Annotated in this window: 18 protein-coding genes and 1 pseudogene; 9 read left to right on the top strand and 10 right to left on the bottom strand. The window is 71.7% G+C overall.

Features of this window, described 5'->3' with window-relative positions; translation table 11 throughout:
* The first annotated feature begins 507 nt into the window (after positions 1-507).
* Positions 508-1,341: an undecaprenyl-diphosphate phosphatase gene (locus CFW40_RS02610; protein WP_088796197.1), complete on the top strand. Its 834-nt coding sequence runs from the start codon at positions 508-510 to the stop codon at positions 1,339-1,341.
* 431 nt (positions 1,342-1,772) lie between these two features.
* Positions 1,773-3,113: a DUF5685 family protein gene (locus CFW40_RS02605; protein WP_088796196.1), complete on the top strand. Its 1,341-nt coding sequence runs from the start codon at positions 1,773-1,775 to the stop codon at positions 3,111-3,113.
* A gap of 65 nt (positions 3,114-3,178) precedes the next feature.
* On the opposite strand, the gene CFW40_RS02600 is transcribed toward CFW40_RS02605, so the two are convergent.
* The 4 genes from CFW40_RS02600 to CFW40_RS02585 all read right to left on the bottom strand — a co-directional run bounded on the left by CFW40_RS02600 (position 3,179) and on the right by CFW40_RS02585 (position 8,915).
* Entirely contained in the window at positions 3,179-4,006 is an 828-nt protein-coding gene (locus CFW40_RS02600) for a hypothetical protein (RefSeq protein WP_088801861.1), read from the bottom strand.
* Positions 4,006-5,277, bottom strand: coding sequence for a VWA domain-containing protein (locus CFW40_RS02595; RefSeq protein WP_088796195.1), 1,272 nt, complete (start codon positions 5,275-5,277; stop codon positions 4,006-4,008). Before CFW40_RS02595 ends, CFW40_RS02600 begins: the two co-directional genes overlap by 1 nt.
* Positions 5,278-5,435: 158 nt before the next feature.
* On the bottom strand, positions 5,436-6,614 hold the full coding sequence (locus CFW40_RS02590; RefSeq protein WP_088796194.1) for a MalY/PatB family protein: 1,179 nt from the start codon (positions 6,612-6,614) through the stop codon (positions 5,436-5,438).
* 117 nt (positions 6,615-6,731) lie between these two features.
* Positions 6,732-8,915: a GAF domain-containing SpoIIE family protein phosphatase gene (locus CFW40_RS02585; protein WP_088796193.1), complete on the bottom strand. Its 2,184-nt coding sequence runs from the start codon at positions 8,913-8,915 to the stop codon at positions 6,732-6,734.
* A gap of 330 nt (positions 8,916-9,245) precedes the next feature.
* Here CFW40_RS02585 and CFW40_RS02580 point away from each other — a divergent pair, with 330 nt between their 5' ends.
* On the top strand, positions 9,246-10,022 hold the full coding sequence (locus tag CFW40_RS02580) for a GNAT family N-acetyltransferase (protein ID WP_088796192.1): 777 nt from the start codon (positions 9,246-9,248) through the stop codon (positions 10,020-10,022).
* A 141-nt stretch (positions 10,023-10,163) separates the two neighbouring features.
* Positions 10,164-12,128 carry an APC family permease gene (locus CFW40_RS02575; RefSeq protein ID WP_088796191.1) on the top strand — a complete coding sequence of 655 codons (1,965 nt, stop codon included), beginning with the start codon at positions 10,164-10,166 and terminating at the stop codon, positions 12,126-12,128.
* Between the two features lie 44 nt (positions 12,129-12,172).
* On the opposite strand, the gene CFW40_RS02570 is transcribed toward CFW40_RS02575, so the two are convergent.
* The 5 genes from CFW40_RS02570 to CFW40_RS02550 all read right to left on the bottom strand — a co-directional run bounded on the left by CFW40_RS02570 (position 12,173) and on the right by CFW40_RS02550 (position 17,789).
* Positions 12,173-13,048: a geranyl diphosphate 2-C-methyltransferase gene (locus CFW40_RS02570; protein WP_088796190.1), complete on the bottom strand. Its 876-nt coding sequence runs from the start codon at positions 13,046-13,048 to the stop codon at positions 12,173-12,175.
* A 37-nt stretch (positions 13,049-13,085) separates the two neighbouring features.
* On the bottom strand, positions 13,086-14,144 hold the full coding sequence (locus CFW40_RS02565; RefSeq protein WP_088796189.1) for a family 2 encapsulin nanocompartment cargo protein terpene cyclase: 1,059 nt from the start codon (positions 14,142-14,144) through the stop codon (positions 13,086-13,088).
* Between the two features lie 18 nt (positions 14,145-14,162).
* Positions 14,163-15,605, bottom strand: a complete 1,443-nt coding sequence (locus CFW40_RS02560; protein WP_088796188.1) for a family 2B encapsulin nanocompartment shell protein — start codon at positions 15,603-15,605, stop codon at positions 14,163-14,165.
* A 284-nt stretch (positions 15,606-15,889) separates the two neighbouring features.
* The gene (locus tag CFW40_RS36935) at positions 15,890-16,804 is read right to left on the bottom strand and encodes a (2Fe-2S)-binding protein (protein ID WP_176956595.1); all 915 of its coding nucleotides are present in this window, start codon (positions 16,802-16,804) and stop codon (positions 15,890-15,892) included.
* A gap of 133 nt (positions 16,805-16,937) precedes the next feature.
* Entirely contained in the window at positions 16,938-17,789 is an 852-nt protein-coding gene (locus CFW40_RS02550; protein WP_088796186.1) for a LysR family transcriptional regulator, read from the bottom strand.
* Between the two features lie 82 nt (positions 17,790-17,871).
* Here CFW40_RS02550 and CFW40_RS02545 point away from each other — a divergent pair.
* From CFW40_RS02545 to CFW40_RS02520, 5 genes and pseudogenes are all read left to right on the top strand, one after another.
* Positions 17,872-18,747 (top strand): annotated as a pseudogene (locus CFW40_RS02545) (DMT family transporter); the annotation flags it as partial.
* Between the two features lie 433 nt (positions 18,748-19,180).
* On the top strand, positions 19,181-20,116 hold the full coding sequence (locus tag CFW40_RS02540) for an ABC transporter ATP-binding protein (protein ID WP_088796184.1): 936 nt from the start codon (positions 19,181-19,183) through the stop codon (positions 20,114-20,116).
* Complete coding sequence (locus tag CFW40_RS02535; protein WP_088796183.1) at positions 20,110-20,856, top strand: ABC transporter permease; 747 nt, start codon at positions 20,110-20,112, stop codon at positions 20,854-20,856. Before CFW40_RS02540 ends, CFW40_RS02535 begins: the two co-directional genes overlap by 7 nt.
* 202 nt (positions 20,857-21,058) lie before the next feature.
* Positions 21,059-22,234 carry a sensor histidine kinase gene (locus CFW40_RS02530; RefSeq protein WP_088796182.1) on the top strand — a complete coding sequence of 392 codons (1,176 nt, stop codon included), beginning with the start codon at positions 21,059-21,061 and terminating at the stop codon, positions 22,232-22,234.
* A gap of 776 nt (positions 22,235-23,010) precedes the next feature.
* Positions 23,011-23,649 (top strand): response regulator transcription factor, encoded by a 639-nt coding sequence (locus tag CFW40_RS02520; protein ID WP_088796180.1) that lies wholly within the window; start codon positions 23,011-23,013, stop codon positions 23,647-23,649.
* 515 nt (positions 23,650-24,164) lie between these two features.
* Here CFW40_RS02520 and CFW40_RS02510 read toward each other — a convergent pair.
* The gene (locus tag CFW40_RS02510; protein WP_088796179.1) at positions 24,165-24,896 is read right to left on the bottom strand and encodes a DUF4232 domain-containing protein; all 732 of its coding nucleotides are present in this window, start codon (positions 24,894-24,896) and stop codon (positions 24,165-24,167) included.
* Between the last annotated feature and the right edge of the window lie 365 nt (positions 24,897-25,261).

The raw sequence follows: 25,261 nt of genomic DNA, 5'->3' as shown, positions 1-25,261 counted from the left end.
CGGGTGTCCGTCCTTCTGTACGTCGCCGGTCATGGGCACCGTTCATCCGTACCGAATCCCGGCGGCCGTCCGCCACCCGGCCCCGTCACCCTGCCCGGCGCTCTCCCGCTCCCGGGCCGGGTCGCCCCGTCCCGCCGGCCCTGCCGGCACCGGCCCTGTTCGCACGTGCCCCGTTCGTACCGGCACAGTTCGCCGGCCGTCCCCACCGCCCCGTCCGCCCATCGGGCCGCTGCCGCGCCCGCCCGCCGCGCCCGCCCGCCGCGCCCTTCGCTTCGGCCGACGGCACGACCACCAGTACAGTCGCCTCACCGACCGGTGCGCCGCGGCATACGTGGATCCCGGTGACGCCGGAGGCATCCGCGGGACCCGCCCCGGCCGAGCCGAGAGCACCGACGAGGGTGCCGATGCCCCCTCGTCCCCGCCGCACGCCCGGCCGCAGGACCCCACGCCCACCGCACCACGGCGCACCCGCGCCGCACGTTCACCCCATCACCGGAAATGGATCCCATGAGCGCGATCAGCATCGGCCAAGCCGTCGTCCTCGGAGCCGTCGAGGGGGTGACGGAATTCCTTCCGGTCTCCTCCACCGGCCACCTCAAGATCGCTGAAGGTCTGATGGGCATCCCCGTCAACGACAAGACCGTCGTCGCCTTCTCCGCGGTCATCCAGGTCGGCGCGATCGCCGCGGCGCTCGTCTACTTCTTCAAGGACATCGTGCGCATCGTGGGTGCGTGGTTCCGCGGGCTGCGCAATCGCGAGGAGCGCTACCACCACGACTACAAGTTCGCCTGGTGGGTGATCTACGCCACCATCCCGATCGTGGTCGTCGGCCTGGCCGCCAAGCCCCTGATCGAGGGCCCGCTCGCCTCCCTGTGGGTGGTTGCCGGGTCGCTGATCATCGGCAGCGGGGTGATGTGGGCGGCGGACCAGATGGGCCGCCACAAGCGCGGTGAGGACGACACCTCGCTCAAGGACGCCATGTGGGTCGGCTGCTCCCAGATCCTCGCCCTCCTCTTCCCGGGCTTCTCCCGCTCCGGCGCGACGATGTCCACCGCCCTCATCCTCGACCTGGAGCGCGTCGCGGCCACCCGCCTCTCCTTCTTCCTGGGCATCCCGGCCCTCACCGGAGCCGGCATCTACGAGCTGAAGGACGCCATCGGAACCGGTGCCGCCGTTGCGCCCCTGGCCATCGGCACCGTCGTCTCCTTCGGCGTCGCCTACGCCTCCATCTCCTGGCTGCTGAAGTTCGTGGCCAAGCACTCCTTCAACTCCTTCGTGATCTACCGGATCCTCGTCGGCGCCCTCCTCTTCGGCCTGCTGGGCATGGGCGTCCTTTCCTGACGACCGCAGCGGGGCCCGCTGTGGGCCCGCGTGGGACCTGCCGCGGGGACCGTCCCGGCCGAGGTATCCCCAATCCGGTTGAACACTCCCGGGGCGCAGTCCGTACAAAGGGATGTGCCGCGGGATTTTCCCCGATTCCCGGCCCGGCCCGGCCTTCCTGTGGACCCGGGCCCCGCGGCCGCTCCGCCGGTGTTTCCCCTGGCACCGCGGAGCGGCCGCCGTTACCGCCGCGCGGGCCGGACCGGACGGGTCCGGCGACCGCGCCACCGTCACCGCCGATATGACGGCCCATCAGGTGTCGCCCGGCCTCCATGGCGCCCGGCATGGGGCGTGTGTCCAGGTCAACGGCCCGCTCGGTACGATTCCTGCCGCTGCCGGCCCGCACCGACCGAGGCCGGTCCATGCCGATGTCTTACGGGGGTTTGTTCCACATGTTCGGAATCGTCCGGCCCTGCACCCATCGCCTGTCGCAAGGACTCAAGGCGGAGTGGATGGCCCATCTGTGCGGTCTCTGTCTCGCGCTGCGCGGCGACCACGGGCAGTTCGCCCGGGTCGTCACGAACTACGACGGGCTGATCATCTCCGTGCTGACGGATGCGCAGTCCGGCCCCGCGCAGGCCCGCCGCCGTACCGCGGGGCCCTGTCCGCTGCGGGGTATGCGGACCGCATCGGTGGCGCAGGGAGAGGGCGCGCGCCTCGCGGCATCGGTGTCCCTCGTGCTCGCCTCGGCGAAGATACGCGACCATGTCGCCGACGGGAACGGAGCGTTGCGCCGCCGGCCGGTGGCCGCCGCCGCGCGCAAGGTCGCCGCGGGATGGGACCGGGCCGGGGCGCGCACCGGTGCCACCCTCGGCTTCGACACCGCCGTACTCGTCGACGCGGTCGACCGGCAGCTGGGCATCGAGGAGCTGGCCGGGCCCGGCACACCACTGACGTTCATCACCGAGCCGACCGAGACGGCGACCGCCGCGGCCTTCGCGCACACCGCGGTGCTCGCGGGCCGGCCGGGCAACGCGGCGCCGCTGGCCGAGGCCGGCCGGTTCTTCGGGCGGCTGGCTCATCTCCTCGACGCCGTGGAGGACCGTGCTTCGGACGCCGCCGAGGGCGCCTGGAACCCGCTCGCCGCCACGGGTGCCACCCTCGCCCAGGCCCGCCGGCTGTGTGATGACGCGCTGCACGGCATCCGTCTCGCCCTGCGCGACGTGGAGTTCGCCGACTCCGCGCTGGTGCATGTGCTGCTGGTCCACGAACTGCGCCGCTCGGTGGACCGCGCCTTCGGCACGGCTTCCTGCTCCCACCAGGGGCACGGAGCGCCGGGGCCCTACGACGGCCAGGGCCGGAACCCGTACCGAAACGGCGGGCCCTCCCCGTACGGGCAGCCTCCCCACTACGGCCAGGCACCGGCCGGCGGCAGCCCGTACGCTCACGGGCAGCAGCACCTGAATGGGCCTCAGAACCCGTACAGCGGCGGCCCGGTCGGGCCTGGCGGTCCGAGCGGCGGCCACGGCGGTCACGGTGGCGGCTCCGGCGGGGGCGAGGGCGGGATGCCGCACTTCCCGCAGCAGCCGAAGAAGCCCCGCGGCTTCTTCGCCGGCTGTGCGGTCGCCATCGGGCTCTGCTGCACCTGCAAGCTCTGCTGCGCGGAGGAGTACGAGGGACCGTGGTCGCGCAAGAAGCGCGAGGGGTGCTGCCAGGACTGCGATTGCTGTGACGACTGCAGCTGCTGCGACTGCTGCGATTGCTGTGACGGCTGCAGCTGCTGTGACTGCTGAATCGCTGACGTCCGGAAGCCGGCCGGGGGCGGCCACGGCACGTGCCATGGCCGCCCCCGGGCCGGTCAGGCGCCCGGCGGCACCCGCGACGGGCGTCCTGAGCCCGCAGTGAAGCGGTAGCCCGCGATGCCACCGAAGGCGGCGAGCAGCCCGCCCGCCGCGGTCCAGAGCCAGCGGTCGGACCACCCGCCGGACGACCACCCGCCGTCCGGTTCGCCCAGGGCGGCGGGCTTCCCGGGCGCGGCGCTCTCCTGGGCCTCGGGTGAGGCGGTGGAGGCGCCCGGTACCAGGGGAGCCGCGAGCGTGCCGTCCACGTCGTGGGCGCCGCCCTGGTCGGCGAGGGCGGCGTCGACCTCGGCGTGTACCGGCAGACCGAGGTCGTCCTTGGGCAGGTCCACCACCGTCAGGCGTACGTAGTAGCTGCCCGGCAGCGGATCGTTCGCCCACGGCTCTGCCCAGGCGCGGACCGTGCGCAGCGTGCAGGAGAGTTCGACGGAATCGGCATCCCGGGCCGCCGCCCTGGTCTGGGCGCCGTACTGGCACGCCTGACGGCGGCGCAGCCCGTCATAGACATCGAGCTGCCAGGTGGCCGTGCCGTGCCGGGCGCTCCGCGGGAGGGAGACCTTGGCCTTGACGGTGGCGCGCTGCCCCGCGTCCACGGGCAGCACCCAGTACAGGTAGTCGCCGGTGGACGCATCGGCCGTGGCCCGCTGGTCCGGTCTGATGGCGGTCGCCGTACGGAACGAGGTACCGGCCTCCGTCGGGGCCGGCGCCTCCCCGTCCGTGCTGGTGCTCGGACTGGGGGACGGGCTGTCGGCGAAGACCGTTCCCACCGTGCCGAAGAAGGCGGCGCCCGCCAGCACAGCGGTCGTCAGGGTGCGTAGGGTGCGCATCAGCGGGTCCTCCAGACGGTCACGCGCCAACGGGAGATCCAGCCCCACAACAGGCCGGCGATCAGGCCGGCGAGGGCCAGTGAGACCAGCAGCCACCAGCCGTGTCCGAGGCCGAAGAAGGCCGCGTCGGAGGCGTCATCGGGCCCGTCCACCAGGTCGACGGTCAGCTCGACGGGCAGGCCCGGGTCGGTCTTGACCGAGGCGGGTGCCGAGAAGGAGTTGCTGACCTGCAGACAGACGGTCTCCGCCGCGGATGTGTCGTCATCCGAGGAGGCGGACGGCGCCTTCGGGTAGCGCAGCCCGGAGGAGATCACATCCGTCCGGCCGTCGCCGGCCTCCGCACCGCGGACGATCTCCCTGCCGTGCACGGTCGAGGCCCGCAGCAGGACCCCGTAGTCGTTGTTGACCGCACGGTCGGCGCCGATGCTCACCGAGGCCCGCAATTCCTGGCCGGGCCGCACGTCCACCCGGTACCAGCGGTGCTCGGCGAACTTCTCACGGTCGGTGTAGAGACCGGGCTTGAGCTTCGGGGCACCGGCGCACTGCTGGGCCCCTTCGGTCGCCACCGGAGTGACCACCGGACGGGCCGCGCGGTCCACCAACTGGTGTACCCGGTCCCGGAGTTCCTTGGTGTGCTGTACCGAGGTGTAGGTTCCGCCGGTCGCCTCGGCGATGCAGCTCAGCTGGTTGCGGGTCTTGGCGTCCGGCAGCAGACCGAGGGTGTCGACGGTGAGGTGGATGCCCTTGGCGGCGATGTCCCGCGCCACCTGGCAGGGGTCGAGCGGGGCGCAGGTGTCCTCGCCGTCCGTGATGAGGACGATCCGGCGGGAGCCGTCGCCGCCCTTGAGGTCGTCGGCCGCGCCCAGCAGAGCCGGTCCGATGGGCGTCCAGCCGGTGGGGCTGAGCGTGGCCACCGCGGTCTTCGCCTCGGTCCGGTTCAGCGGCCCGACCGGGTAGAGCTGCCGGGTGTCTTTGCAGCCGACTTTCCGGTCCTCGCCGCGGTAGTTGGCGCCGAGGGTACGTATGCCGAGCTGGACCTCGTCCGGCACGGCATCCAGCACCTCGTTGAACGCCTGTTTCGCCGCGGCCATCCGGCTCTGGCCGTCGATGTCGCGCGCCCGCATCGAGCCGCTGACATCGAGCGTCAACTCGACTTTGGGGGAAGGCTTGGCGTCCGGTTCATCGGCGCCGGCGGGTGTGGGGGCGAGCGCGAGGGTCATCGCGGCCAGCAGGCCGCACACCCCGGCCGCCAGCCGTTTTCTTGTGATCATCGCCGGATCGTATGGAGAAAGTCCCCGCATTCCAAAAACGGCCCCTCACATGCGGTGCAGGGAAGGGGCGGTGGCGCAGCGGCCGGCCGCGCGGACCGGCGTCCGTGCTCCGTACGGCGGCGGGGGAGGGGCGTCGGGAGTCGCCGCCCGTGCCGTGGTCAGGCCAGTGCGACGGCCATCCGCCGTACGGCCTCGGTCAGCAGCTCGGGTGAGGTCGCCAGGTTGAGCCGGACGTGCCCCGCGCCGCCGGTGCCGAAGCCGGCACCGGGACTGAGCGCGACCCGGCCGCGGGCGAGGAAGACCGCGGCGGGATCGTCACCGAGGCCGAGCGGACGGCAGTCGAGCCAGGCGAGATAGGTCCCGGCGGCAGGGCGGTAGCGGACCGCGGGGAGCCGTTCGGCCAGCAGGCCGTCGAGCAGCCGGCGGTTGTCGTCGAGGCCGCGGAGCACCGCGTCGAGCCAGTCGCCGCCGTCCCGCAGGGCGGCCGTGTGGGCGATGATGCCGAGGTGGCTGGGGCCGTGGCTGACCTCCTCCGGGAGACGGGCCAGATCGTCGGCAGCGCCGGGTCCGGCGAGGGCGAGTGCGGCCTTGAGACCGGCGAGGTTCCATGCCTTGGACGCCGACATCAGCGACAGCCCCGACTCCGCCCCCGGCACGCTCAGGTAGGGCACGAACCCGGCGTCCGGGGCCACCACCGGGGCGTGGATCTCGTCGGCGACGACCCGTACGCCGTACCTGTCCGCGAGCGCCGCGACCGCGGACAGTTCCTCGGCGCCGTGCACGGTGCCGGTGGGATTGTGCGGGCTGCACAACAGGTACGCGGCGCGGCCCCCGTCCGCGACGGCGTGCCGGAAGGCTCCCTCCAGCGCCGTGAAATCGATCCGCAGGTCCGCTCCCAGCGGCGCTTCCACCACGCGCCGGTCCATATGCGTCACGAACTGGTAGAACGGCGGATAGACGGGGCAGTTGACGACCACCGGGTCTCCCGGCCCGGTGAGCAGCTTCAGCACTTCGACGATGCCCAGCATCACATCGGGCACGATCGCCGTACGGTCCACCACGAGCCCGTCCCAGCCCCACCGCGTCCGTGCGAAACCGGCCAGCGCCCGGGCGTACGCGGTGCCCGTCGGGTAGCCGGTGTCGCCGAGCGCGACCGCCTCCGTGATCGCCGCGGCGACCGGTTCGGCGAGCGGCACATCCATCTCCGCCACCCACAGCGGCAGCACATCGTCCGGGTAGGTACGCCACTTCATACTCGTACGCCGCCGCAGTGCGTCCAGGGAGAGCCGGCGCAGCGGGTTGGGGTCGTCGGGGGAGGTACGCGGCACGGGATCCATGGAGCCAAAATAGGCACGGTGCGCGGCGAAGGGCAGAGGGAGAACGGGCCTTTGTGGCCCCGGGGGCCGGTGGGGCCGGGCCCCGTCCGCGCCGGCCGGCCGGCGCCGGGCCGGGCCTCAGGTGGCGGTGAGCACCAGAGCGGCCTGGTCATCGGGGGTGGACCGGCCCGCGAAGGCGGTCACCGCGGCATGGACGGCCTCGATGAGACCGGCGGCACCGGACGCCGTGCCGGGGAGGGCGAGAAGGGCATCGGCCAGGCGGTGTTCGTCGAAGAACTCGCCGGTGGCGGAGCGGGCCTCGGTGATGCCGTCGGTGACCAGCACCAGGCTGTCGCCCGGCGCGAGGTCGAGCCGGCAGCAGGCGCCGTGGAATTCCGGGCTGATCCCCAGGAGCAGGCCCGACTGGACCACATGCTCGACGGTGCCGTCGGTGCGGCGCACGAGCGGCGGTACATGACCGGCCCGGATCAGCTCCAGTGCGAGGTGCGACGGGGTGTGCCGCAGTTCGCCGTAGACGAGGGAGACGAAGTGGTCCTCGTCGAGCGGGCTCCCGGTGAGCGCGTCGTTGATGGCGGCGACCACGTCCGCCGGATCGTGCAGCAGACGCGCGGCGGCGCGTGCGGTGTGGCGGACCATGCCGGTGGTGGTGGCGGCCAGTGCGCCGCGCCCGCAGACATCGCCGATCATGAACGCCCAGCGGTCGTCGGGGAGCGGGAAGACATCGTAGAAGTCGCCGCCGACCTCCGGCCCTTCGCCGGCGGGATGGTAGTACGCCGCCAGATCGGCACCGGGAATCCTGGGCAGCTCGGGAGGCAGCAGCCCGGCCTGCAGATCGCGGGCCAGCTGGACGCGGTCGCTGAACTGGTGGGCGTTGTCGGCACTGGAGGCGGCCCGGCGGGCCAGCTCCTCGGCGAGGGCGACGGCATGGCCGTCCAGCGGCCGGTCGGTGGCCAGGAGGGTCAGTACGCCGAAGGTGCGGCCGCGGGTCGCCAGCGGGACGCTGACGTAACCGGTGACGCCGGGCGGCCCGGGAGGGTCGCCGGGCGAGGCCGCCGGGCGACTGGTCTCCGTGGCGCCCGAGGCCAGGACGCGGGCCACCGCCCGGTCGACCTGTCCGGTGAGCACCGGGGAGGCGAGGAGGTCTTCCTCGGCCGGGGTGGCGGCGGCCACCGCGATCCGCCGGGTCCGGCCGTCCTCCAGCACATGGACGCTGCACAGCGGGGCCAGGGTCGGTACGGTCAGCCGGGCCAGGCGCTGCAGGCAGTCCGCGTAGTGCGGCTCGCGGGTGATGGCCGTGCTGGCGTCCAGCACGAAGGCCAGGTCCTCTCGGGCCTCCCGCTCCCGCTCCTGGGCGGCGCGTTCCGCCTCCAGGGCGTGGTGGCGCTCGATGGCCAGTGCGGCGATCCGGGCGAACGCGGCACTGAGGGCCAGGTCCGTCTCCTCGGGGGCCTTGGGGGCACGGTGGTACATCGCAAAGGTTCCCAGCAGCCGGTCGTCCGTCCCCAGGATCGGGGTGGACCAGCACGCCGCGAGCCCGGCCCGCTCCGCCAGCTCCCGATAGCCCTTCCACCGGTGATCGGTGGCGATATCGGTGACGGTCACCGGCACCCGCAGATACGCGGCCGTGCCGCACGAGCCCACGTCCGCACCGATGGCGATCCCGTCGATCGCCTCGTTGTAGAAGGCGGGCAGGCTCGGACCGGTGCCGTGCCGCAGCTGCCGGCCGTCGCGATCGGCCAGCAGCACCGAGACGATCAAGTCCGGCGACAGCTCCTCGATCGCCCGGGCCATACCGGTCAGAATGCTGCCCAGCGGGGCTTCGCGGGCGATCTGCTCCAGCAGGAGGCGCTGCTCGGACGCGAGGAGCTGGGCATGGTGGTGGACGGTGGTCTCCACCGCGATCACGATCACCCCGTCGACCTCGCCCACCGCGTCCCGGCGGGGCTCGTAGGTGAAGTCGAAGAAGCCCTCCCGCTCCTTCCCCGGCGCACCGAGCACCAGCCGCGCGCCACGGGCCCGGAACGTGGTGCCGGTGCGGTACACCGCATCGAGCCGGTCCAGCACGCCCTGCGGGCCCAGCTCCGGAATCACCTCGCCGATCGGTGCGCCGCTCTGCGTACGGCCGCCGCCGAACGCCTCGAAGAACGCCGGATTCGCCGCCTCCAGCAGATGGGAGGGGCCGCCCAGCGCAACGAAGATCACCGGAGCCTGAGCGAACAGGTCCTCATATTCCTCGGTCCGCCGGGACGGGGACCGGGGATGAGTGGTGACCGCGCCGAGGCGATCCGGCTGTAGGGACATGACAGGCCGCCCTCTCTCCCACCCATCGACCGCGGCGCCCGTCCACCTCCACTCTGGCACACCACTCCCAGGAATCCAGCCGCCGCCGAAGGGGTCACCGAGCGGATCCCCTCGGCGACACGCTGCACTCCTCGTCGTCCTCCTGTCGTCCTCCCTGTCGTGTCTCCTGCCGTGCCGTACGCCTCGGGCCCCGGTGCGTCCGTTCGGAGTACGCAGCGCCCTTCCCGAGAGAGGCTGCGCCCCCTTCGCCCCCACCTCTCCTAGTGTCCTGAGGGCCGGTCCGGCCTCGGCCGGTGGCCGCTCCCGCCTCCGCCGACGGGATGGAACCCAGTGATCGAACTCGCCCCGGACCAACTTCCCCCGCTCACCGGCTGGTTCCCGGCCGGCTCCCCCGGGGCGGCCGCGCTGCCCGAACACGTACGGGCCTTCGGCACCGGCCGCTGGTGGGCCGACCGGGCCACCGCTCCGCGCGCCCTGGCCGTGGCCTGCGCGGACCACGTCCTGCTCCGCGGCGACCCGGGCGCGCTGGCCCCCGATGCCCTCGCCGTCTTCGGCGCGCACTATGTGCAGGCCCCCGCCCGCTTCCTGCCCGCGCTGGGCATCGCCTTCGACCTGGTCGTGCCCTGGGAGCGAATGCTGTATCTGCACCGGGTGCCCGTACCGGTGCCGCGCGTCCCGGACAGGGTGACGGTGCGTCGGCTGACGGCGGAGGATGCCCCGGCGCTGGCCGCCCTCACCCCGGATGCGGCGTGGCTCCATGCGAGCTGGGGCGGCCCGGCGCCTCTCGCCGCTTCCGGGTTCGGCTGGGCCGCCTTCCGGGAGGGGGACGTCCTCGCCGTTGCCTGTACGTACTTCCAGGGCACCCGGTACGAAGACCTCGCCTGTTTCACCGCGCCCGGCCACCGCCGTCAGCGCCTGGCCCTGGCCTGTGTGGCCGCCCTGTGCCGGGACGTCGCCACCCGCGGCCACGTCCCGAGCTGGACCTGCTCCCGCGACCACCGTCCCAGCCGGCTCCTCGCCTGGACCGCGGGATTCCGTCTGGCGCGCGAGTACGTGCACCACCTCACCGGAAAGCCGTCCCGTCAGGGAGCCGCGCTTCCCGCCTGAACGCCCGCCCGCCGTCCCGGTCCCCGGGGACACGAACGCGCCACACCGCCGAACACCACGGCGACGACGCCCCGCCTCCGTACGCTGACGTGGCCGTCCCGTCAATGGCCGGCCCCCTTCGCGGTACGACAGGAGCACACGATGGCCGCCTCCGCCGGTTCTCCTCCCCGGGCCGCAGCACGGCATCGCCTGCGCGCATGGATGCTGGAGGGCCTGGCCGACATGGCCAAGCACCACCCCGGGCCGCACGCGGGTGCCCAGAGCGCCCACCGTGGACAGCGGTGGTGGCGGGTCATGTGCCTGACCGGAGTCGACTACTTCTCGACACTCGGCTATCAGCCGGGCATCGCCGCCCTGGCCGCGGGCGTGCTGTCGCCGGTCGCCACCCTCGTCCTGGTCCTGGTGACGCTGGCCGGCGCGCTGCCGGTGTACCGGCGGGTGGCCCGGGAGAGCCCGCACGGCCAGGGCTCGATCGCCATGCTGGAGCGGCTGCTGTCCTTCTGGAAGGGCAAGCTGTTCGTGCTGACCCTGCTGGGGTTCGCGGCCACCGACTTCCTGATCACCATCACCCTGTCGGCCGCCGACGCCGCCACCCACCTGGTGGAGAACCCGCACCTCACCAGCGCCCTGCAGAACGGCCGGCTGGTCATCACGCTGGTCCTGATCGCGCTGCTGGGCGCGGTGTTCCTCAAGGGCTTCCTGGAGGCCATCGGGGTGGCCCTCGTCCTCGTGGGCCTCTACCTGGGGCTCAATGTGGTGGTGGTCCTCGCCGGAGTCTGGCATGTGGCCACCGCGCCCCATGTCGTCACCGACTGGTCCCATGCCCTGACCACCGAGCACGGCAGCGCCCTGGCGATGGTCGGCGTGGCCCTGCTGGTCTTCCCGAAGCTGGCCCTGGGCCTGTCCGGGTTCGAGACCGGCGTGGCCGTCATGCCCCATATCGAGGGAGACCCCGACGACACCGAGGAGCGTCCCACCGGGCGCATCCGGGGCGCGAAGAAGCTGCTCACCACCGCCGCCGTGATCATGAGCGTCTTCCTCATCATCACCAGCTTCCTCACGACCCTGCTCATCCCCGAGCCGGCGTTCCGGCCCGGCGGGCCCGCCAACGGACGCGCCCTGGCCTACCTGGCCCACGAGTATCTGGGCTCCGCCTTCGGCACGGTCTACGACGTCTCCACCATCGCCATCCTCTGGTTCGCCGGCGCCTCGGCGATGGCCGGCCTGCTGAACCTCATGCCGCAATACCTGCCGCGCTACGGCATGGCCCCCCACTGGGCCCGCGCGGTGCGCCCGATGGTGCTGGTCTTCACCCTGGTCGCCTTCCTGGTGACCTGGATCTTCGACGCGGATGTGGACGCCCAGGGCGGCGCCTACGCCACCGGCGTCCTGGTCCTGATCAGCTCCGCCGCGATCGCGGTGACCATCACCGCACGGCGCGCCCGCGAGCGGGGCTGGACGATCGGCTTCGCGGTGATCTCCGTGGTGTTCCTCTACACCACCGTGGCGAATGTCGTCGAGCGCCCCGACGGAGTGAAGATCGGTGCCTGCTTCATCGCCGGGATCATCCTGCTGTCGTTCCTCTCCCGCCTCGCCCGCGCCTTCGAGCTGCGGGTGACCAGCGTCGTGCTCGACGAGACGGCCGAACGGTTCATCCACGACGCCGCCCACCGCAAGATCCGCTTCATCGCCAACGAGCCCGACCAGCGCGATCTGGCCGAATACCGCGACAAGCTCCAGCAGATCCGCACCGACAACGACCTCCCGGTCGACGACGACTTCATCTTCGTCGAGGTCACCGTCGGCGACCCGTCCGAGTTCGAGAGCGAACTACGGGTACGCGGCGAGGTCATGCACGGCCGCTTCCGGGTGCTCGCCCTCGAAAGCTCCACCATCTCCAACGCCCTGGCCGCGCTGCTGCTGCACGTACGCGACGCCACCGGAGCGCGGCCGCACATCTACTTCGAGTGGACCGAGGGCAACCCGTTCGCCCAGTTCCTCCGCTTCTTCCTCTTCGGACAGGGGGAAGTCGCTCCCGTCACCCGTGAAGTCCTGCGCGAGGCCGAACCCGACCGCGACCGGCGCCCCCGCGTCCACGTCGGCTGAACGAGCCCGGCCGGGGCGTGTGCGGGGGCGGTGGTCGCGGTGACTCAGACGCGGTCGGCGGCGATCAGCAGGTACTGGAAACTGCCGTTGCGGTAGGCGTTGAGGAAGGTCTCCTCGATGCCCGTGACCAGGTGGTCGGCCTTTCCGCGCAGTTCCCAGTACGGCAGCGCGGCCTCGGTCAGGTCCTGGACGTGCACGGGGACGAGCCGGTTGCGGGCCATGGCGCGGAAGTACGCCGAACGGGGGTGGATGTCACAGATGTAGTGGGCGTTGATGAGGGACACCTCGCGGGAGGCGCGTCCGTAGGCGTCGTTGTAGCAGCCGGTGATCGTGACATACCGTCCCCCGCGCCGCAGCAGCCGTGCGTGCTCCGCGAACAGCAGGTCCAGCTCGACGTACATGGTCGACTCGTTGTTCCAGGAAGCCGCGTACGCGCCGGAGGTGAAGCCGGTGTCGAGCATGTTGCGGTGGTGGTAGCGCACCTTGTCGTCGATGCCGCGCTTGCGGGCCTGCGCGTTGGCGAAGTCAGCCTGCTTGGCGGAGATCGTGGCCCCGTCGGCGTGGCAGCCGTAGCGCAGATGCGCCACCACGCTGCCGCCGCCGCGTCCGCACCCGGCGTCGAAGACCCGGTCGGTGGGGGAGAGGTCGCCGAGGCGGGAGGCGAGGAGCTCGGCCTGGGCGTGCTCCAGCCGGTGCAGTTCGCCGGTGACCCGCTCGCGGCGGAGGTCCGGGTCCTGCTCGTCCAGCACCGACCAGTCGGCGTTCCCGATGCCGTAGTGGTGGTGGTAGAGGTCATCGATCTTACCGAGTTCGAGGTTGACCGGGTTTTCCTCGGCGTTCCAGTAATCCGCGACGCGAGACTGGTACGTGGACTGGGTCGGCACCGGTGTACGGGCGGTGTCGGCGTGAGCGATGGTCAACGGTGACTCCTTGCGAGGTTGCGCGGGATCGGTCGGTCTACCAGTAGTGGGGCAGCTGGTAGCGGTCGGTGTTGGTGGCGTGCCACTCGTGGTTGCCGGAGACCCAGGCGGCCAGGCCCCGGAGATACCTTTCGAGGAGGGGCGAGAGGGCGGCCAGCGGGGCCGACTCCGTCTCGAACGCCTCCATGATCTGGTTGTGGATCTCGACGCTCTTCAGGTAAGCGGCCTTCAGACCGCGCTTGTCGTGGGCGGCCACCACTTGCGGCAGGTTCAGGTGGGTCGGGTCACTCGCCAACTCCTTGGTGAAGGAGTACAGGTCATTGACGATGGTCGTGGCGTTGCAGGCCAGCGCCGTGACCCGCTGGACCTCGGGACGGGCGTAGAGCGCTTCGGGCAGTTCGTAGCCGTCCACGGCGTCGACGAGGGACAGGCAGGGGCGGAAGTTGTTGAACTGCCGCATCACCAGGTACTCCCAGACCTGCGGTACGTGCCGGGTCTCCGCCCAGGAGGCCTCGGCGAGGTAGCCGAGGTGCAGCCGGGCGGCGTCATGGACGAACCGGTTCGTCTGGCTGGGGGTGGCGAGGGCGGCGTAGTCCTTCAGGGCCCAGTGGTACGAGCGCAGGGGCCCGTCGGCCTGTACGCCGTGGCGCCACTCCTCCTCCAGTGCGGGGGTGCCGTGGAAGGGATCGAGGGCCGACTGGGCGATGATCAGCCGGCCACCCAGGCCGCGGCGCGCGGCTCCGCGGCCTTCGTCCTCCTCGCAGTAGCAGCTGTCGACGATGTTCTCCGCCAGCAGCAACTCACCGGCGACGGTGAGGCGTTCGAGATCGGCCGCACCGGGATGCTGCAGGACGACGGCCCGGCCGACCTGGAACTGTGCGAAGTCCCCGGTCCACTGGGCGGGGAAGAGATCCAGCCGGCGGGCCCAGGCCTCCAGCCTGCGGTCGATCTCCTTGGCCTTGTCCGGGTCGGCGGGGGCGGCGGGCCGGTACCTCAGCCCGGGGACGGCCCCGCCGCGTCGGGCCCGCACGCTGCGGGCGAGGTTCGGCGGACCGGGCAACGAAAACCCGGCGGCGGTGTCGGGGGGCGTGCTCATGGTACGTACTCCACCTGGTCAGTCGCTGCTCCGGCCGATCTGGACGTTCTCCAGGACTCCGGCCGCGTCGGGCACGAGGATGGCCATCGAGTAGTAGGCGGTGACCAGGTATTTGATGATGGCGGCGTCGTCGACGCCCATGAAGCGGACGTTCAGACCGGGCTGGAACTCCTCGGGGATACCGGTCTGGTGCAGGCCGACGACCCCCTGGTCCGCCTCGCCGGTACGCAGCGCAATGATGCTGCTGGTGTTCGCGTCGCTGATCGGGATCTTGCCGCACGGGAAAATCGGGACGCCGCGCCAGGCGGGGACCTCGTGCCCGTCGACGTTCGCGGTGCCCGGCACCAGACCACGCTTGTTGCACTGCCGGAAGAAGGCGGCGATCGCCTTCGGATGGGCCAGGAACAGCCGCGTCTTGCGGCGCATGGACAACAGCTCGTCCATGTCGTCGGGGGTGGGCGGGCCGGTGTAGGTGCTGATGCGCTGGCCGTAATCGGCGTTGTGCAGCAGCCCGAACTCCCGGTTGTTGACCATCTCCCATTCCTGGCGCTCGCGGATCTCCTCGACGGTGAGCCGGAGTTGCTGCTGGGTCTGGTCCATGGGCTCGTTGTAGAGATCGGCCACCCGGCTGTGCACCCGGAGCACGGTCTGGGTCAGGGAGAGTTCGTACTCGCGCGGGGCGAGGTCGTAGTCGACGAAGCCGCCGGACAGCGTCGGCTCGCCGACGTGCCCCGCCGCCACCGGCACCTCCGCCTCCCCCCGGCGGTTCGCGGGACGCTGCTGCCGCTCCGCGAACGCCGCCAGGTGTGCGGCCAGCGACGGCACCCGGTCGGTGAAGTCCCGGATCACATCCCAGGGCAGCACCATCAGCACGCCGGCCGTCTCGGCCCGCACCGAACTCAGCCACAGCGGGTCGGGCCGCCCGATCGCCTCGTCCCCCATCTGGTCGCCGTCCGTGACGACGCCGATGACCTCCTCCTCGCCGTACTTGCCGGCCGTGTAGCGGGCGAACCGGCCGTGAACGACGAGATACGCCTCGGTGGCGGGCTGCCCTTCCTCGAAGAGCACCTGGCCGGCCCGTACTTCACGGACCCGGAAGCGGCCCGCGAGCTCGCTCAGCACCTCGACGTCGTCGTAACCACGCAGGGCGGGCAGCTCCGTGAGCGTCTGGGGGATCACCTTGATGTCGTCCGCGCCGTTCTGCTCGAACTGGACACGCCCCCGGCCGACACGGAGTTGCAGACGCCGGTTGACCCGGTAGGTGCCGCCCTTGACGTCCACCCACGGCAGCATCTTCAGCAGCCACCGCGAGGTGATGGCCTGCATCTGGGGCTCGGACTTGGTGGTGGTCGCCAGCTGGCGCGCGGCCCGGGTACTGAGACTGGTGAGCGCACTGTCTGCGGATGGTTCGAGAGCGGGCTCCTCGGCAGCGGAACCGGTGACACTGTCCGGTACGGACACATTCCCTCCCGGGACGTGAACAGAAGTGAGCAAAGCGGCCGGTGATGAACAAGGTGGCCGTGCGTCACCAAGCCAAACAGACCGGTGATCATCTCGGTACAGCGTGAAAGGGGGCGGTCTCGCATTCAGAAGGCACAATCCCCCAGCCCGAAGCGAACAGCGCCCACCCGTGCATCCGTACGCCCTCCGGCCACTGCATGATCCAGGAATATGTGCGTGGGGAGGGTTACCCGTATCGCGCATCGGCGGTGGTCTCGGGCGGCGATCCGACCGGAACGGCGTACCTAGGGTCGCGGACCGGAACGCCGTACCTGAGGTCGCGCAAGGACGCAATCGCCGCAGAGGGATCCCGAGGCGTTCGGAGCGGCACGGTAGATCAAGCAGCAACTCCGCCGCCGGAAGCGCCCGTTGGGGGCGTTCAGGGTGTGGGTGTCCTGGAGCTGCGGCCGGCTCAGGAACAGCAGGGCCGCTGTGCGTGCCGGGCGTGCCAGGGACGGTGCCGCGGACACCATGCCCGTGGCCGCGCCGTTCACGGCCGATGCCACATTGCCCCACAGGATGCGCGGAGAGACCGAGAAGGATGCTGCGGCGTCGACCAGTTCGCGGATCGGCCCGTCGAGCAGGTTCTCTACGGCGTCGGCGTCGGCGTCGGCGTCGGCGTCGGTGTCGGTGTCGGCGTCCGCGGAGGTGTCGGTGTCGACGTCGGTGTCGGCGTCGGTGTCGGCCGGGGTACGGATACGGGCATGGGCGCCGTCATGGGAGGACGGGCCGGAGCCGCAGCGGGCGCTACCGGCGGCGAGTGAAGCCACCGTCTCTCGAGGCAGCGACAGGGCGAACGCGCCGCCGAGGCCCGAGTGCCACCTCAGGTCGTCCAGGGTGGGCGGTGGTGAGGGCAGGCGCAGGCCGTGCAGGGCGGTCAGGCCGAGCATCGGTGAGAGGACCCGCGCCACCAGACCCAGATGTGCCACGGACGCGGCCACCCGCAGTTCGACTGCCTCGGCCGGTCTGCCGCTGCGGGCGGCAAGCGAGGCACGCACCGCGGTGACACGCTCCCGCAGGACGCCGCTGTCCTCTCGCGCCACCTCGCTCAACGGGCGCCAGGGGGAGGCGAGTTCCGACGTCGCGGGGTGCGTCTCGAAGGCGAAGAAGGGCCCGAGGGCCGCGACCTGTGCCTGCCGGGCGGCAGTGGGTTCCGTCATGGCTGTCTGTCCGGTTTTGAGGGGGCGGGGGAGGGCCGGGGGTGGGGCCGGTCGCGCAGAAGAGCGGGTCGTGCGGCACATGGCGCTGCCGGGGTCGGAGCGCCGCGGTGCTACCGGGGCAGCGCACAGCCCTTCACTTCCCCCGTTGGTAGAGGTCGGTCAGCAGCGCGACGGCAGCGTGGGTCGCCGGATGCGGGTCCTGTCGTCGCCAGATGAGGTGGACCGCGATGGGCGAGGCGTCGCGCAGCCGCCGGAAGACGATCCCGTCGCGCCGGTACTGGTTGACGGTGCTCTCGGGAGTGATGCCGACGCTGCGGCCGGTGGCGATCAGCGCGAGCCAGTCATCGATGTCCTGGGTGTACTCCACGACGGGACGCGCTGACGCGGGCCACAGGTCGGCCGTGGTGGTGCCGGTGCGCCGGTCGATGAGGAGGGTGCGTTCGCGGATGTCGGCCAGGGCGATGGAGCGGCGGGTGACCCAGGGGTCGTCGTCGGCCATGGCGCAGTAGCGGCGTTCCCGGCCGACGACGGCGCTGGCGAAGCGCGCGTCATCGAAGGCGGTACGCACCACGGCCAGGTCGCACAGGCCCTCCGCCAGGCCGCCGGTGGGAGAATTGGTGCGGACCAGATGCAGTTCGACGTCGGGGTAGCGGGCGGCCCAACGACGCTGGTACTCGGCGGTGTGCCGGCCCATGGCCGACCATGCGTGCCCGATACGCAGCCGGGTGTGGCCGGTGGTGGCTTCGCGAATGAGGTTGTCGGCCTCGGCGAGCACCTTGCGGGCGCGCGCCAGTACCTGGACGCCGGCGGTGGTGGGGATGACGTTCCTGCTGGTGCGGTGCAACAGCCGTACCCCCAGGGAGTCTTCGAGCGAACTGAGCGTGCGGGACACCGCCGCCTGGGAGATGCCGAGATCGATGGCGGCATCGGTGAAGCCGCCGGCGTCGACGATCGCCACCAGACAGCGCAGGTGTCGCAGTTCCATTGTCCAGATCCATAACCATGGCGCATCGATGAGTACGTGCATGCATTTTACGTATGGATCTGTCCGGCCGGATGCTCGGTGCATGGGAAAGAGCACTCAAGGCCCGTGGCACCCCGAGGCCGCTCGTGGGGGACCGGCGGCGCACCCGGGCCGTGCGGCGGGGGTGGCGCTGATGTTCGGCAGCGGGCTGTCCAACCAGATAGGTGCCGCGACCGGAGCGCTGGCGTTTCCGGTGATCGGGCCGGCGGGCGTGGTGGCGGTACGGCAGTGGGTGGCCGGACTCGTCCTGCTGGCGGTGGGGCGGCCGCGGCTGCGCGCGTTCACCTGGCGGCAGTGGTGGCCGGTGCTGTGCCTGGCGGCGGTGTTCGCCACGATGAACCTGTCCCTCTACACGGCGATCGACCGCATCGGTCTGGGCCTCGCGGTGACCCTGGAATTCCTCGGGCCGCTGGTCGTGGCGCTGGCCGCCTCCCGCCGCCTGGCGGACCTGCTGTGCGCCCTCGTCGCCGGGGCCGCGGTCGTCCTGCTGACCCGCCCGCAGCCGGCCACCGACTACGCGGGCATCGCGCTGGGCCTGCTCGCCGCCGTGTGCTGGGCGTCCTACATCCTGCTCAACCGGCTCGTCGGCGCCCGGCTGCCGGGCGCCGAAGGCTCGGCCGCGGCCGCCGGTGTCTCCGCCCTGCTGTACCTACCCGTCGGAATCGCCGTGCTCGCCGACCACCACCCCAGCGCGAGCGCCGTGGGGTACGCGGCCGTCGCGGGCCTCCTCTCCTCGGCCGTCCCGTTCCTCGCCGACCTGCTCGCACTGCGCCGGGTCCCCGCCCGCTTCTTCGGGGTCTTCATGAGCGTCAACCCCGTCCTTGCGGCACTCGTCGGCCTCGTCGTCCTGGACCAGACCCTGCAAGGAATCGACTGGCTGGCCATCGCGGCCATCGTGACGGCCAACACCGTCAGCATCCTGGCCGGCGGCTCGCGCACCACGGCAGCCCCGTCTGCCGGTCACGGTACGGCGGTTTCGGACGAGACGGTTGATCCTGCGGTGGTGGGTGCGTTCACGGGCGGGGCTGCCCCGGTCGCGGAGGGCACGCCCGCCGCGGTGGCCATCCCCGCGGCGGACTCCACCGGCACGGCGGGCTCCGTTCCCACGGCGGGCCCCGTCCCCACGGCAGGCTCCGCCCCCCACGGCGGTGCACGGCCGCCCGCCCGCGTCGATCCCGTGCCGTGAAGTCTGCTGAGCGGCGTACCGCGTAGGCGGCAGCGCGGACCGCGGTGTGCCGGCCCGGCAGCAGCGGAGCTTCCCCGCGCACCTTGCTCCACCAGGACAAATGTCCCAAAGAATGCGGGGCCGGTGTCTCTGCCGCCGGGGAGGGCCGGGAACTTAGCGTGCAGGCATGTCACAGACGATCAGAGATCACGCGGCGGAGTTCTCCGGCGTATCCAAGAGTTTTCTTGAGGTGAAGGCGGTCGACGGGCTGGAGCTGTCGGTCGGCCGGGGCAGGATCACCGCGCTGCTCGGCCCCAACGGGTCGGGGAAGTCCACGTTGATCGACATGCTGGTGGGCCTGCTGCGTCCGGACCGCGGGCGGGTCGAGGTGTTCGGCAAGGCACCCGATGCGGCCGTACGGGCCGGGCTGGTCGGGGCGATGCGGCAGGACGGAGCCTTCCCCGCCAGTGCCAAGGTCCGCGAGGTCCTGGAGCTGGCACGACGGCTCTATCCGCAGCCCGCGTTACTGAGTGAGCTGGCTGAAGTAGCCGATATCGAAGGCCTGTTGAGCCGACGCGTGGACAGGCTGTCGGGTGGTCAGCTGCAGCGGGTGCGATTCGCCTTCGCGGCCGCGGGCGCGCCCGGCCTGCTCGTGCTCGACGAGCCGACGGTCGCCATGGACGTCGAGGCCCGGGCCCGGTTCTGGGAAGGCATCAGGAGCTGGGCCGAGCGTGGCCGTAGCGTGCTGTTCTCCACCCACTACCTGGAGGAGGCCGACACCGCGGCCGATCGGATCGTCGTGATGAACCGCGGCAGGATCCTGGCCGAAGGAACCGGCGAGGAGATCAAGCGGACGGTGGGCAGACGCACGGTCAGCTTCCGTACGGAGGGCCCGCTGCCGGCCGGAGTGGAGTTACTGCCCGGCGTCTGCGGTGTGGAGCGGCAGCACGACAGGGTCCGGCTGTACACGACCGACTCCGACGCCACCATCCACGCCGTGCTGTCCGGCGACTTCGCGGCCCGGGACCTCGAACTGTCCGGGAGCAGCCTCGAAGAGGCCTTCCGCGCGCTCACCACCGGGGCCGCTCACCAGGCCGTACGGGAGGTGAAGCACGGATGCTGACGCGTCATTACCTCCTCTTCGAGCTGCGGCGGTTGCGCCGCGATCCGAAGTTCGTGGTGCTCACCGTGGCCATGCCGGCGCTGCTGTACCTGATGCTCTCCACGGTCGGCGGCGGCCCGGGCGCTCCGGGGGCCGGGTACGCCCCGGACGCCGTGGTCATGGCCGGTATGGCCTGCCACGGGGTGCTGATGGTGACCGTCACCAACGGGGTCAACATCGCACTCGACCGGAACATCGGCTGGGTCGCGCAGCTGCGTACCACCCCGCTGCGCGCGACGCAGATAGTCATCGGCAAGGGAGTCAGCGGCCTGCTGCTCTCTCTGCTCTCGCTGCTCGCCGTCTTCCTGATCGGCGGGTCGGCACACGGCATCCCACTGAGCGCTGCCCAGTGGCTGGAGGTCGGCGCGATCACCTGGCTGGGCAGCCTGCCCTTCGCCCTGCTGGGCGTGGCCCTGGGCTTCCTCGTCTCGCCCACCACCAGCGGTCCCGCCGTCATGGCCTGCGTCATCGGCATGTCCGCGCTGGGCGGGCTGTGGGTACCGGCACGGCTGTTCCCCGAATCCCTCCAACACGTATCCGAGGTGCTGCCCACCAACCACTGGGTCCACCTCAGCCAGGCTCTCCTGGAGGGCGGGGCATCTCCCCTGTCGGGACTGTCGGACCTCGCCGTGCTGGGGGGATGGACGGTGGGCTTCGCGCTGTTGGCCGGCTTCGCCTTCCGGCGGGAGGTGACGCGTTGAGCCGCGACAGGGGCGGGGCGGGGGCCGGGCACGGGCACTGTGCCGACGCTCACCGTGGACCGTGCGCCCACGAGAAGCCGGAGCAGAGGCGCTGCTCCGCCGCCCGCTGCCTGCCGTGGACGACCCGGCCGTGACAGTCCGGAGAATAGACTGAGAGTGCTGCAGGACGTGGTCCGAGCGCGGCGCAGCGGGAGGGGACTTCATGAGCCGGGGCTTCGGACCGGGTGCGAAGGACGTGGGCGGGACGGGGGAGCCCGCCTCCTCCCGGGGCGCCGTGGTCGGCACCACGGTCGGACTCATTCCGCTGTTCGGCCTGGTCCATTCGCTCTCCGCATCGGACCGTCCGCTCCTCACCGTCCTGGCGGCCGCCTGCGCCCTGGGACTCTTCGCGGCCTCCCAGGTGATCCTCGCCTGGGCCTACCACTCCGCCCGGCTCGGCCGGCGGTTCCGGCTCGCCTTGCTGGTTCCGCTCACGGCGCTGTCCGTGGCACTCCCGCTGTGGCTCGGCAAGGACTGGACCATCCTGCTGCCGTATCTGTCGGCGACCGGCGCGGTCGCCGTACCCGCCAGGCTGACCCTCCCCGCGCTCGCGGCCTCGGCAGCGCTGGCCGTTTTCGTGGCGGGCCGGACCGGAGCGGACCCCACCTCGCTCGTGGTGATGACCATTGCGGTCGGCCTGGCCATGACGACCTATCGCCGCATCCTCGACCTCAACGCCGAACTCCGGCGCACCCGGCGCGCACTGGCGCGGGCCGCGGTGACCGAGGAGCGGCTGCGCTTCTCCCGGGACATGCACGACACACTGGGCCACAGCCTCCTCCAGCTCACCCTGCGTGCGGAAGTGACACGGCGGCTCCACCGGGTGGGCGAGACGGATGTGGAGGCGGAGCTCCAGCAGATCGAGGACATGGGGCGTCAGTGCCTGGAGCAGGTGCGCGAGGCCGTCACCGGCTACCGGCGGCTCAGCCTGTCCGCGGTCATCGATCAGGCCCGGACGACACTGGCCGACGCCGGCGTCACGGTGACGGTGGACGCCACTGCCGGCCGACTGCCCGAAGCGGTGGAGACGGCGCTGAGCTGGGTCGCCCGCGAGGCCCTGACCAACGTCGCCCGGCACTCCCGGGCCGCCCACTGCAGCGTCGTACTCCGCAGCGAGGACGGCCGCGCCCTTCTGCGGGTGCTCGACGACGGCATAGGGCCCGCCCGGTCCCTCCGGCGCTCTCGTCCGGGGCCGGACGGCAACGGGCTGGCCGGGCTGGCCGAGCGGGTCGCCGCCCTCGACGGCCGGCTGCACACCGGTGCCGCTCCGGGCGGTGGCTTCCGGCTTCAGGCCGCCATCCCTCTCGCAGCGGCCGGGCATACCCCGGAGACGACGTGATCCGGGTGCTCCTCGCCGAGGAAGAGTGAATCCTTGGACAGTACGGCGTTGAGCGACCCCGAGACCGCGAGGTTTCAACGGCCTTGTTGGTGCCGTTGGTTGCGCTCCTTCCGGTGTTCGGCGCGGTCACGTTGGCGTCCTTCGAGGAGCGCGCGACGGTCCCGGCTGTTCTGGGGCCATGTGCTGCGCCAGAACATGAGTCCGCCGAAGATGACGGCTACAGCCAGTACCGCCCACCAAGGGGCGTTCTCCGGAAGTGTGAGCATGATGGTTGAGCCTTCCGACCTGCAGGGCCGGCGGGCTGTCTACGCAGCGAGTACGACGCTCCCCGGCGTGCTGCGGTGACGCACGCCCCGGTTGATGTTCACGGGGAGGGCGCGGTTCGGTCCTCGGTGGCGCGATCTGTGGTGTGGAATCGATCGGGACGGGCTTCCAGGCGGGTACGTCATCGGCGGCAGCACGGCCCAGGAGCCGCGAGAGAAGCGCGAGCAGGACCCGCGCGAGCATCTGAAGGAGTTGGGCACTCAATTCGGCGAGCGCAGCGAGGAACTCGCGGGCTGAGTCACGACGTTCGAGCGTGGTCTTGGCGTGGCGCAGACCCCAGGCAGCGCGCCAAAGGCGCTTGCTGTCCAAATGACCCTCGATACCCTTTGCCCCGACCTGAGCTGGTGGCACAAGAGGTCGGCGATCCGGACGCGCCGACCCGCGAAGGCGGGCAGTGGGCGGGACTTGCTCGGACCAGCCGGCCGGAGCTTCGTGCTGTCTACTCTTGCCGCATGACTGACGAGCCCGGCGAGCGTTCCTCAAGATGCGTAAGAGTCCTCCTCGCCGAGGACCAGGCCATGGTGCGCGGCGCCCTCGCGACCCTGCTCGGCCTGGAGCCTGACATCACGGTGGTCGGCCAGGTTGAGGACGGGCCGGGGGCCGTCTCCGCCGCGCACCGACTGCGGCCGGACCTGTGCCTGCTCGACATCGAGATGCCCGGGGGCAGCGGACTGGACGCCGCCGCGGCCCTGCACGCCGAACTGCCCCAAACGAAGATCCTGATCTTCACGGTCTTCGACCGGCCGGGCCATCTGCAGCGCGCGCTCGCGGCGGGGGCCAGCGGTTTCATCGGGAAGAACAGGCCGGTGGACGAGCTGGCGGTGGCGATCCGTCAGGTGATGTCCGGGGAGACGGTGATGGACCCCGCACTGGCCGCCGCGGCGCTGCGGGCCGGGCCCAACCCGCTCACCCGCCGCGAACAGGAGGTGCTGGCAACGGCGATCGACGGGGCGTCGATCCCCGCCATCGCGGCGCGGGTGCACCTCTCCGAGAAGACGGTGCGCAACTACCTCTCCTCGGCGATCCGGAAGACGGACACCGGCAACCGCTTCGAAGCGGCGCACACGGCACGCGAGCGCGGGTGGCTGTAGCGTCCTGGCGGAAGTGAGTGACCGATCCCCGCCGAGCCCAGGTGCGCGGCCGGGCCGCCGCACTGGGCTCGGGCGAGCGGGTCTGCGAAGCGGAAGGCCCGCTGCCCCGGCGTCACACACCGGGGCAGCGGACTTTCTTGGCTCTGTGTCGGCAGGACGAGCCCCCGCCGGGCGGAGAGCGTCAGCGGTTGAAGATGGGCATGATTTCCTTGCTGTCGTCGCACCACACCTCGTGGTACCCGTTCGCCTGTGCATACGGGAGTTCCGTGGCTTCGCACGCTGCCTTCGAGGGGTACTTCTCGCCACCGACGGGGACCCAGCCGTCGCCGGGGGCGGGGCGGCGGAGGCGGTGGTGGCGGTCAGGGGGATGGCGACGGCTGCGGCACCCACCGCGAGTCCGACACCGATTCGAGTACGCCACGACTTCATGGTGATCTCCTTGCTCATCCTTGACGCTCTGAGCTGGTCCGGCTCAGAGAGGTTCCGGGCTCATGTCCAGGGCGGTGCCGAGGTGGTCAGCCGATGGGGTTGACGAAGGTGCCCGGGTGGGTGGCGCTCCGCTGGTCGACGAGGGTGCCCCAGGGCCACTTCACGGTCAGCGAGGTGGTCTCGTTGGGCGGGGTGACGTCGGCGAAGGCGGGCTGGTAGAAGCCGGTCTCTTCCTTGGTCATGGCGAGGTTGAGCGTGAAGTCGGTGCTGTCCCCGGGCTGCAGGGTGATCGAGCTGAACTTCTTCGACGAGCGGGCCAGCGACCAGCGCTCGCCGCCGTTCTCGGACTTGAGGTCCACGCCGGGGAAGCCGCCGATCTTGCAGGCGCTGCTGCCCTTGTTGGTCAGGACGATGCTGGTGGTCGTCCCGCCGCTCGCGTTCGGGTCCGGGGCCGCGTCTTCGCCCGTGGCGAATGCCGCCGTCAGGCCGGAGGTGTGGCAGCGCTGGACGCCCGAGGCCGCCCCGCCGCCGCCCCCGGCGTGCGCGCCGCCCGACTTCTTGCCCGTACCGCCCGCCTTGGTGTCGGCCTTGGCACCGGAGCCCGCCTGGGCATCGGAGTCCTGCGCTCCGGCGGAGGAGCCCGCGCCGCTGGACTCGACGGCGGCCGCGCCCGCGTCCGTGCGGCCCGCGGGCTTCGCACCGGTGGCGTCCGCGCCGGAGCAGGCGGTCAGGGTGAGACCGGCGGCCGCGGTCAGGGCCGCGGCGGCAAGGCGCAGCGTGCGGCGGCGGGCGGTGGGCACAGTGGTGCTGGAGCTCATGACGGGTCCCCCCCCAGGACGGTCGGTGTCGTTGTCTCCTCGGTACGTCACCCACTCTGGTCGGGACCACTAGCGCAAGGCTGCCGCTCCGCTAACGTCCGGCTAGCAAGGGAGTGCGGAGTGGACGGACGTCAGGGGAGCCCGAAGGGCCAGGCCACCGGCGCCCGGTGGGAGAGTTGCGGGCCGCCGGCCGGCCAGGCGGGCGGCGTCCGACGGGGCGAGGACCAGGGGCCCGCACCACGGGCCGCCCCCACAACGACCGGAACGGTCAGGCTTCTCAGAAGTCTCACGAGCCCGCGGGCACGTCCCGGCGCAGGTGCGCCGCCCCGGTGGCCGCCGGACCCGTCCTCGGGAGGACGCCGGAA

The sequence above is a fragment of the Streptomyces sp. 2114.4 genome, assembly GCF_900187385.1.
Lineage (GTDB): Bacteria > Actinomycetota > Actinomycetes > Streptomycetales > Streptomycetaceae > Streptomyces > Streptomyces mooreae.
Note: the sequence above shows the minus strand (reverse complement) of the source record. Positions and strands in the feature narration are given on the sequence as shown.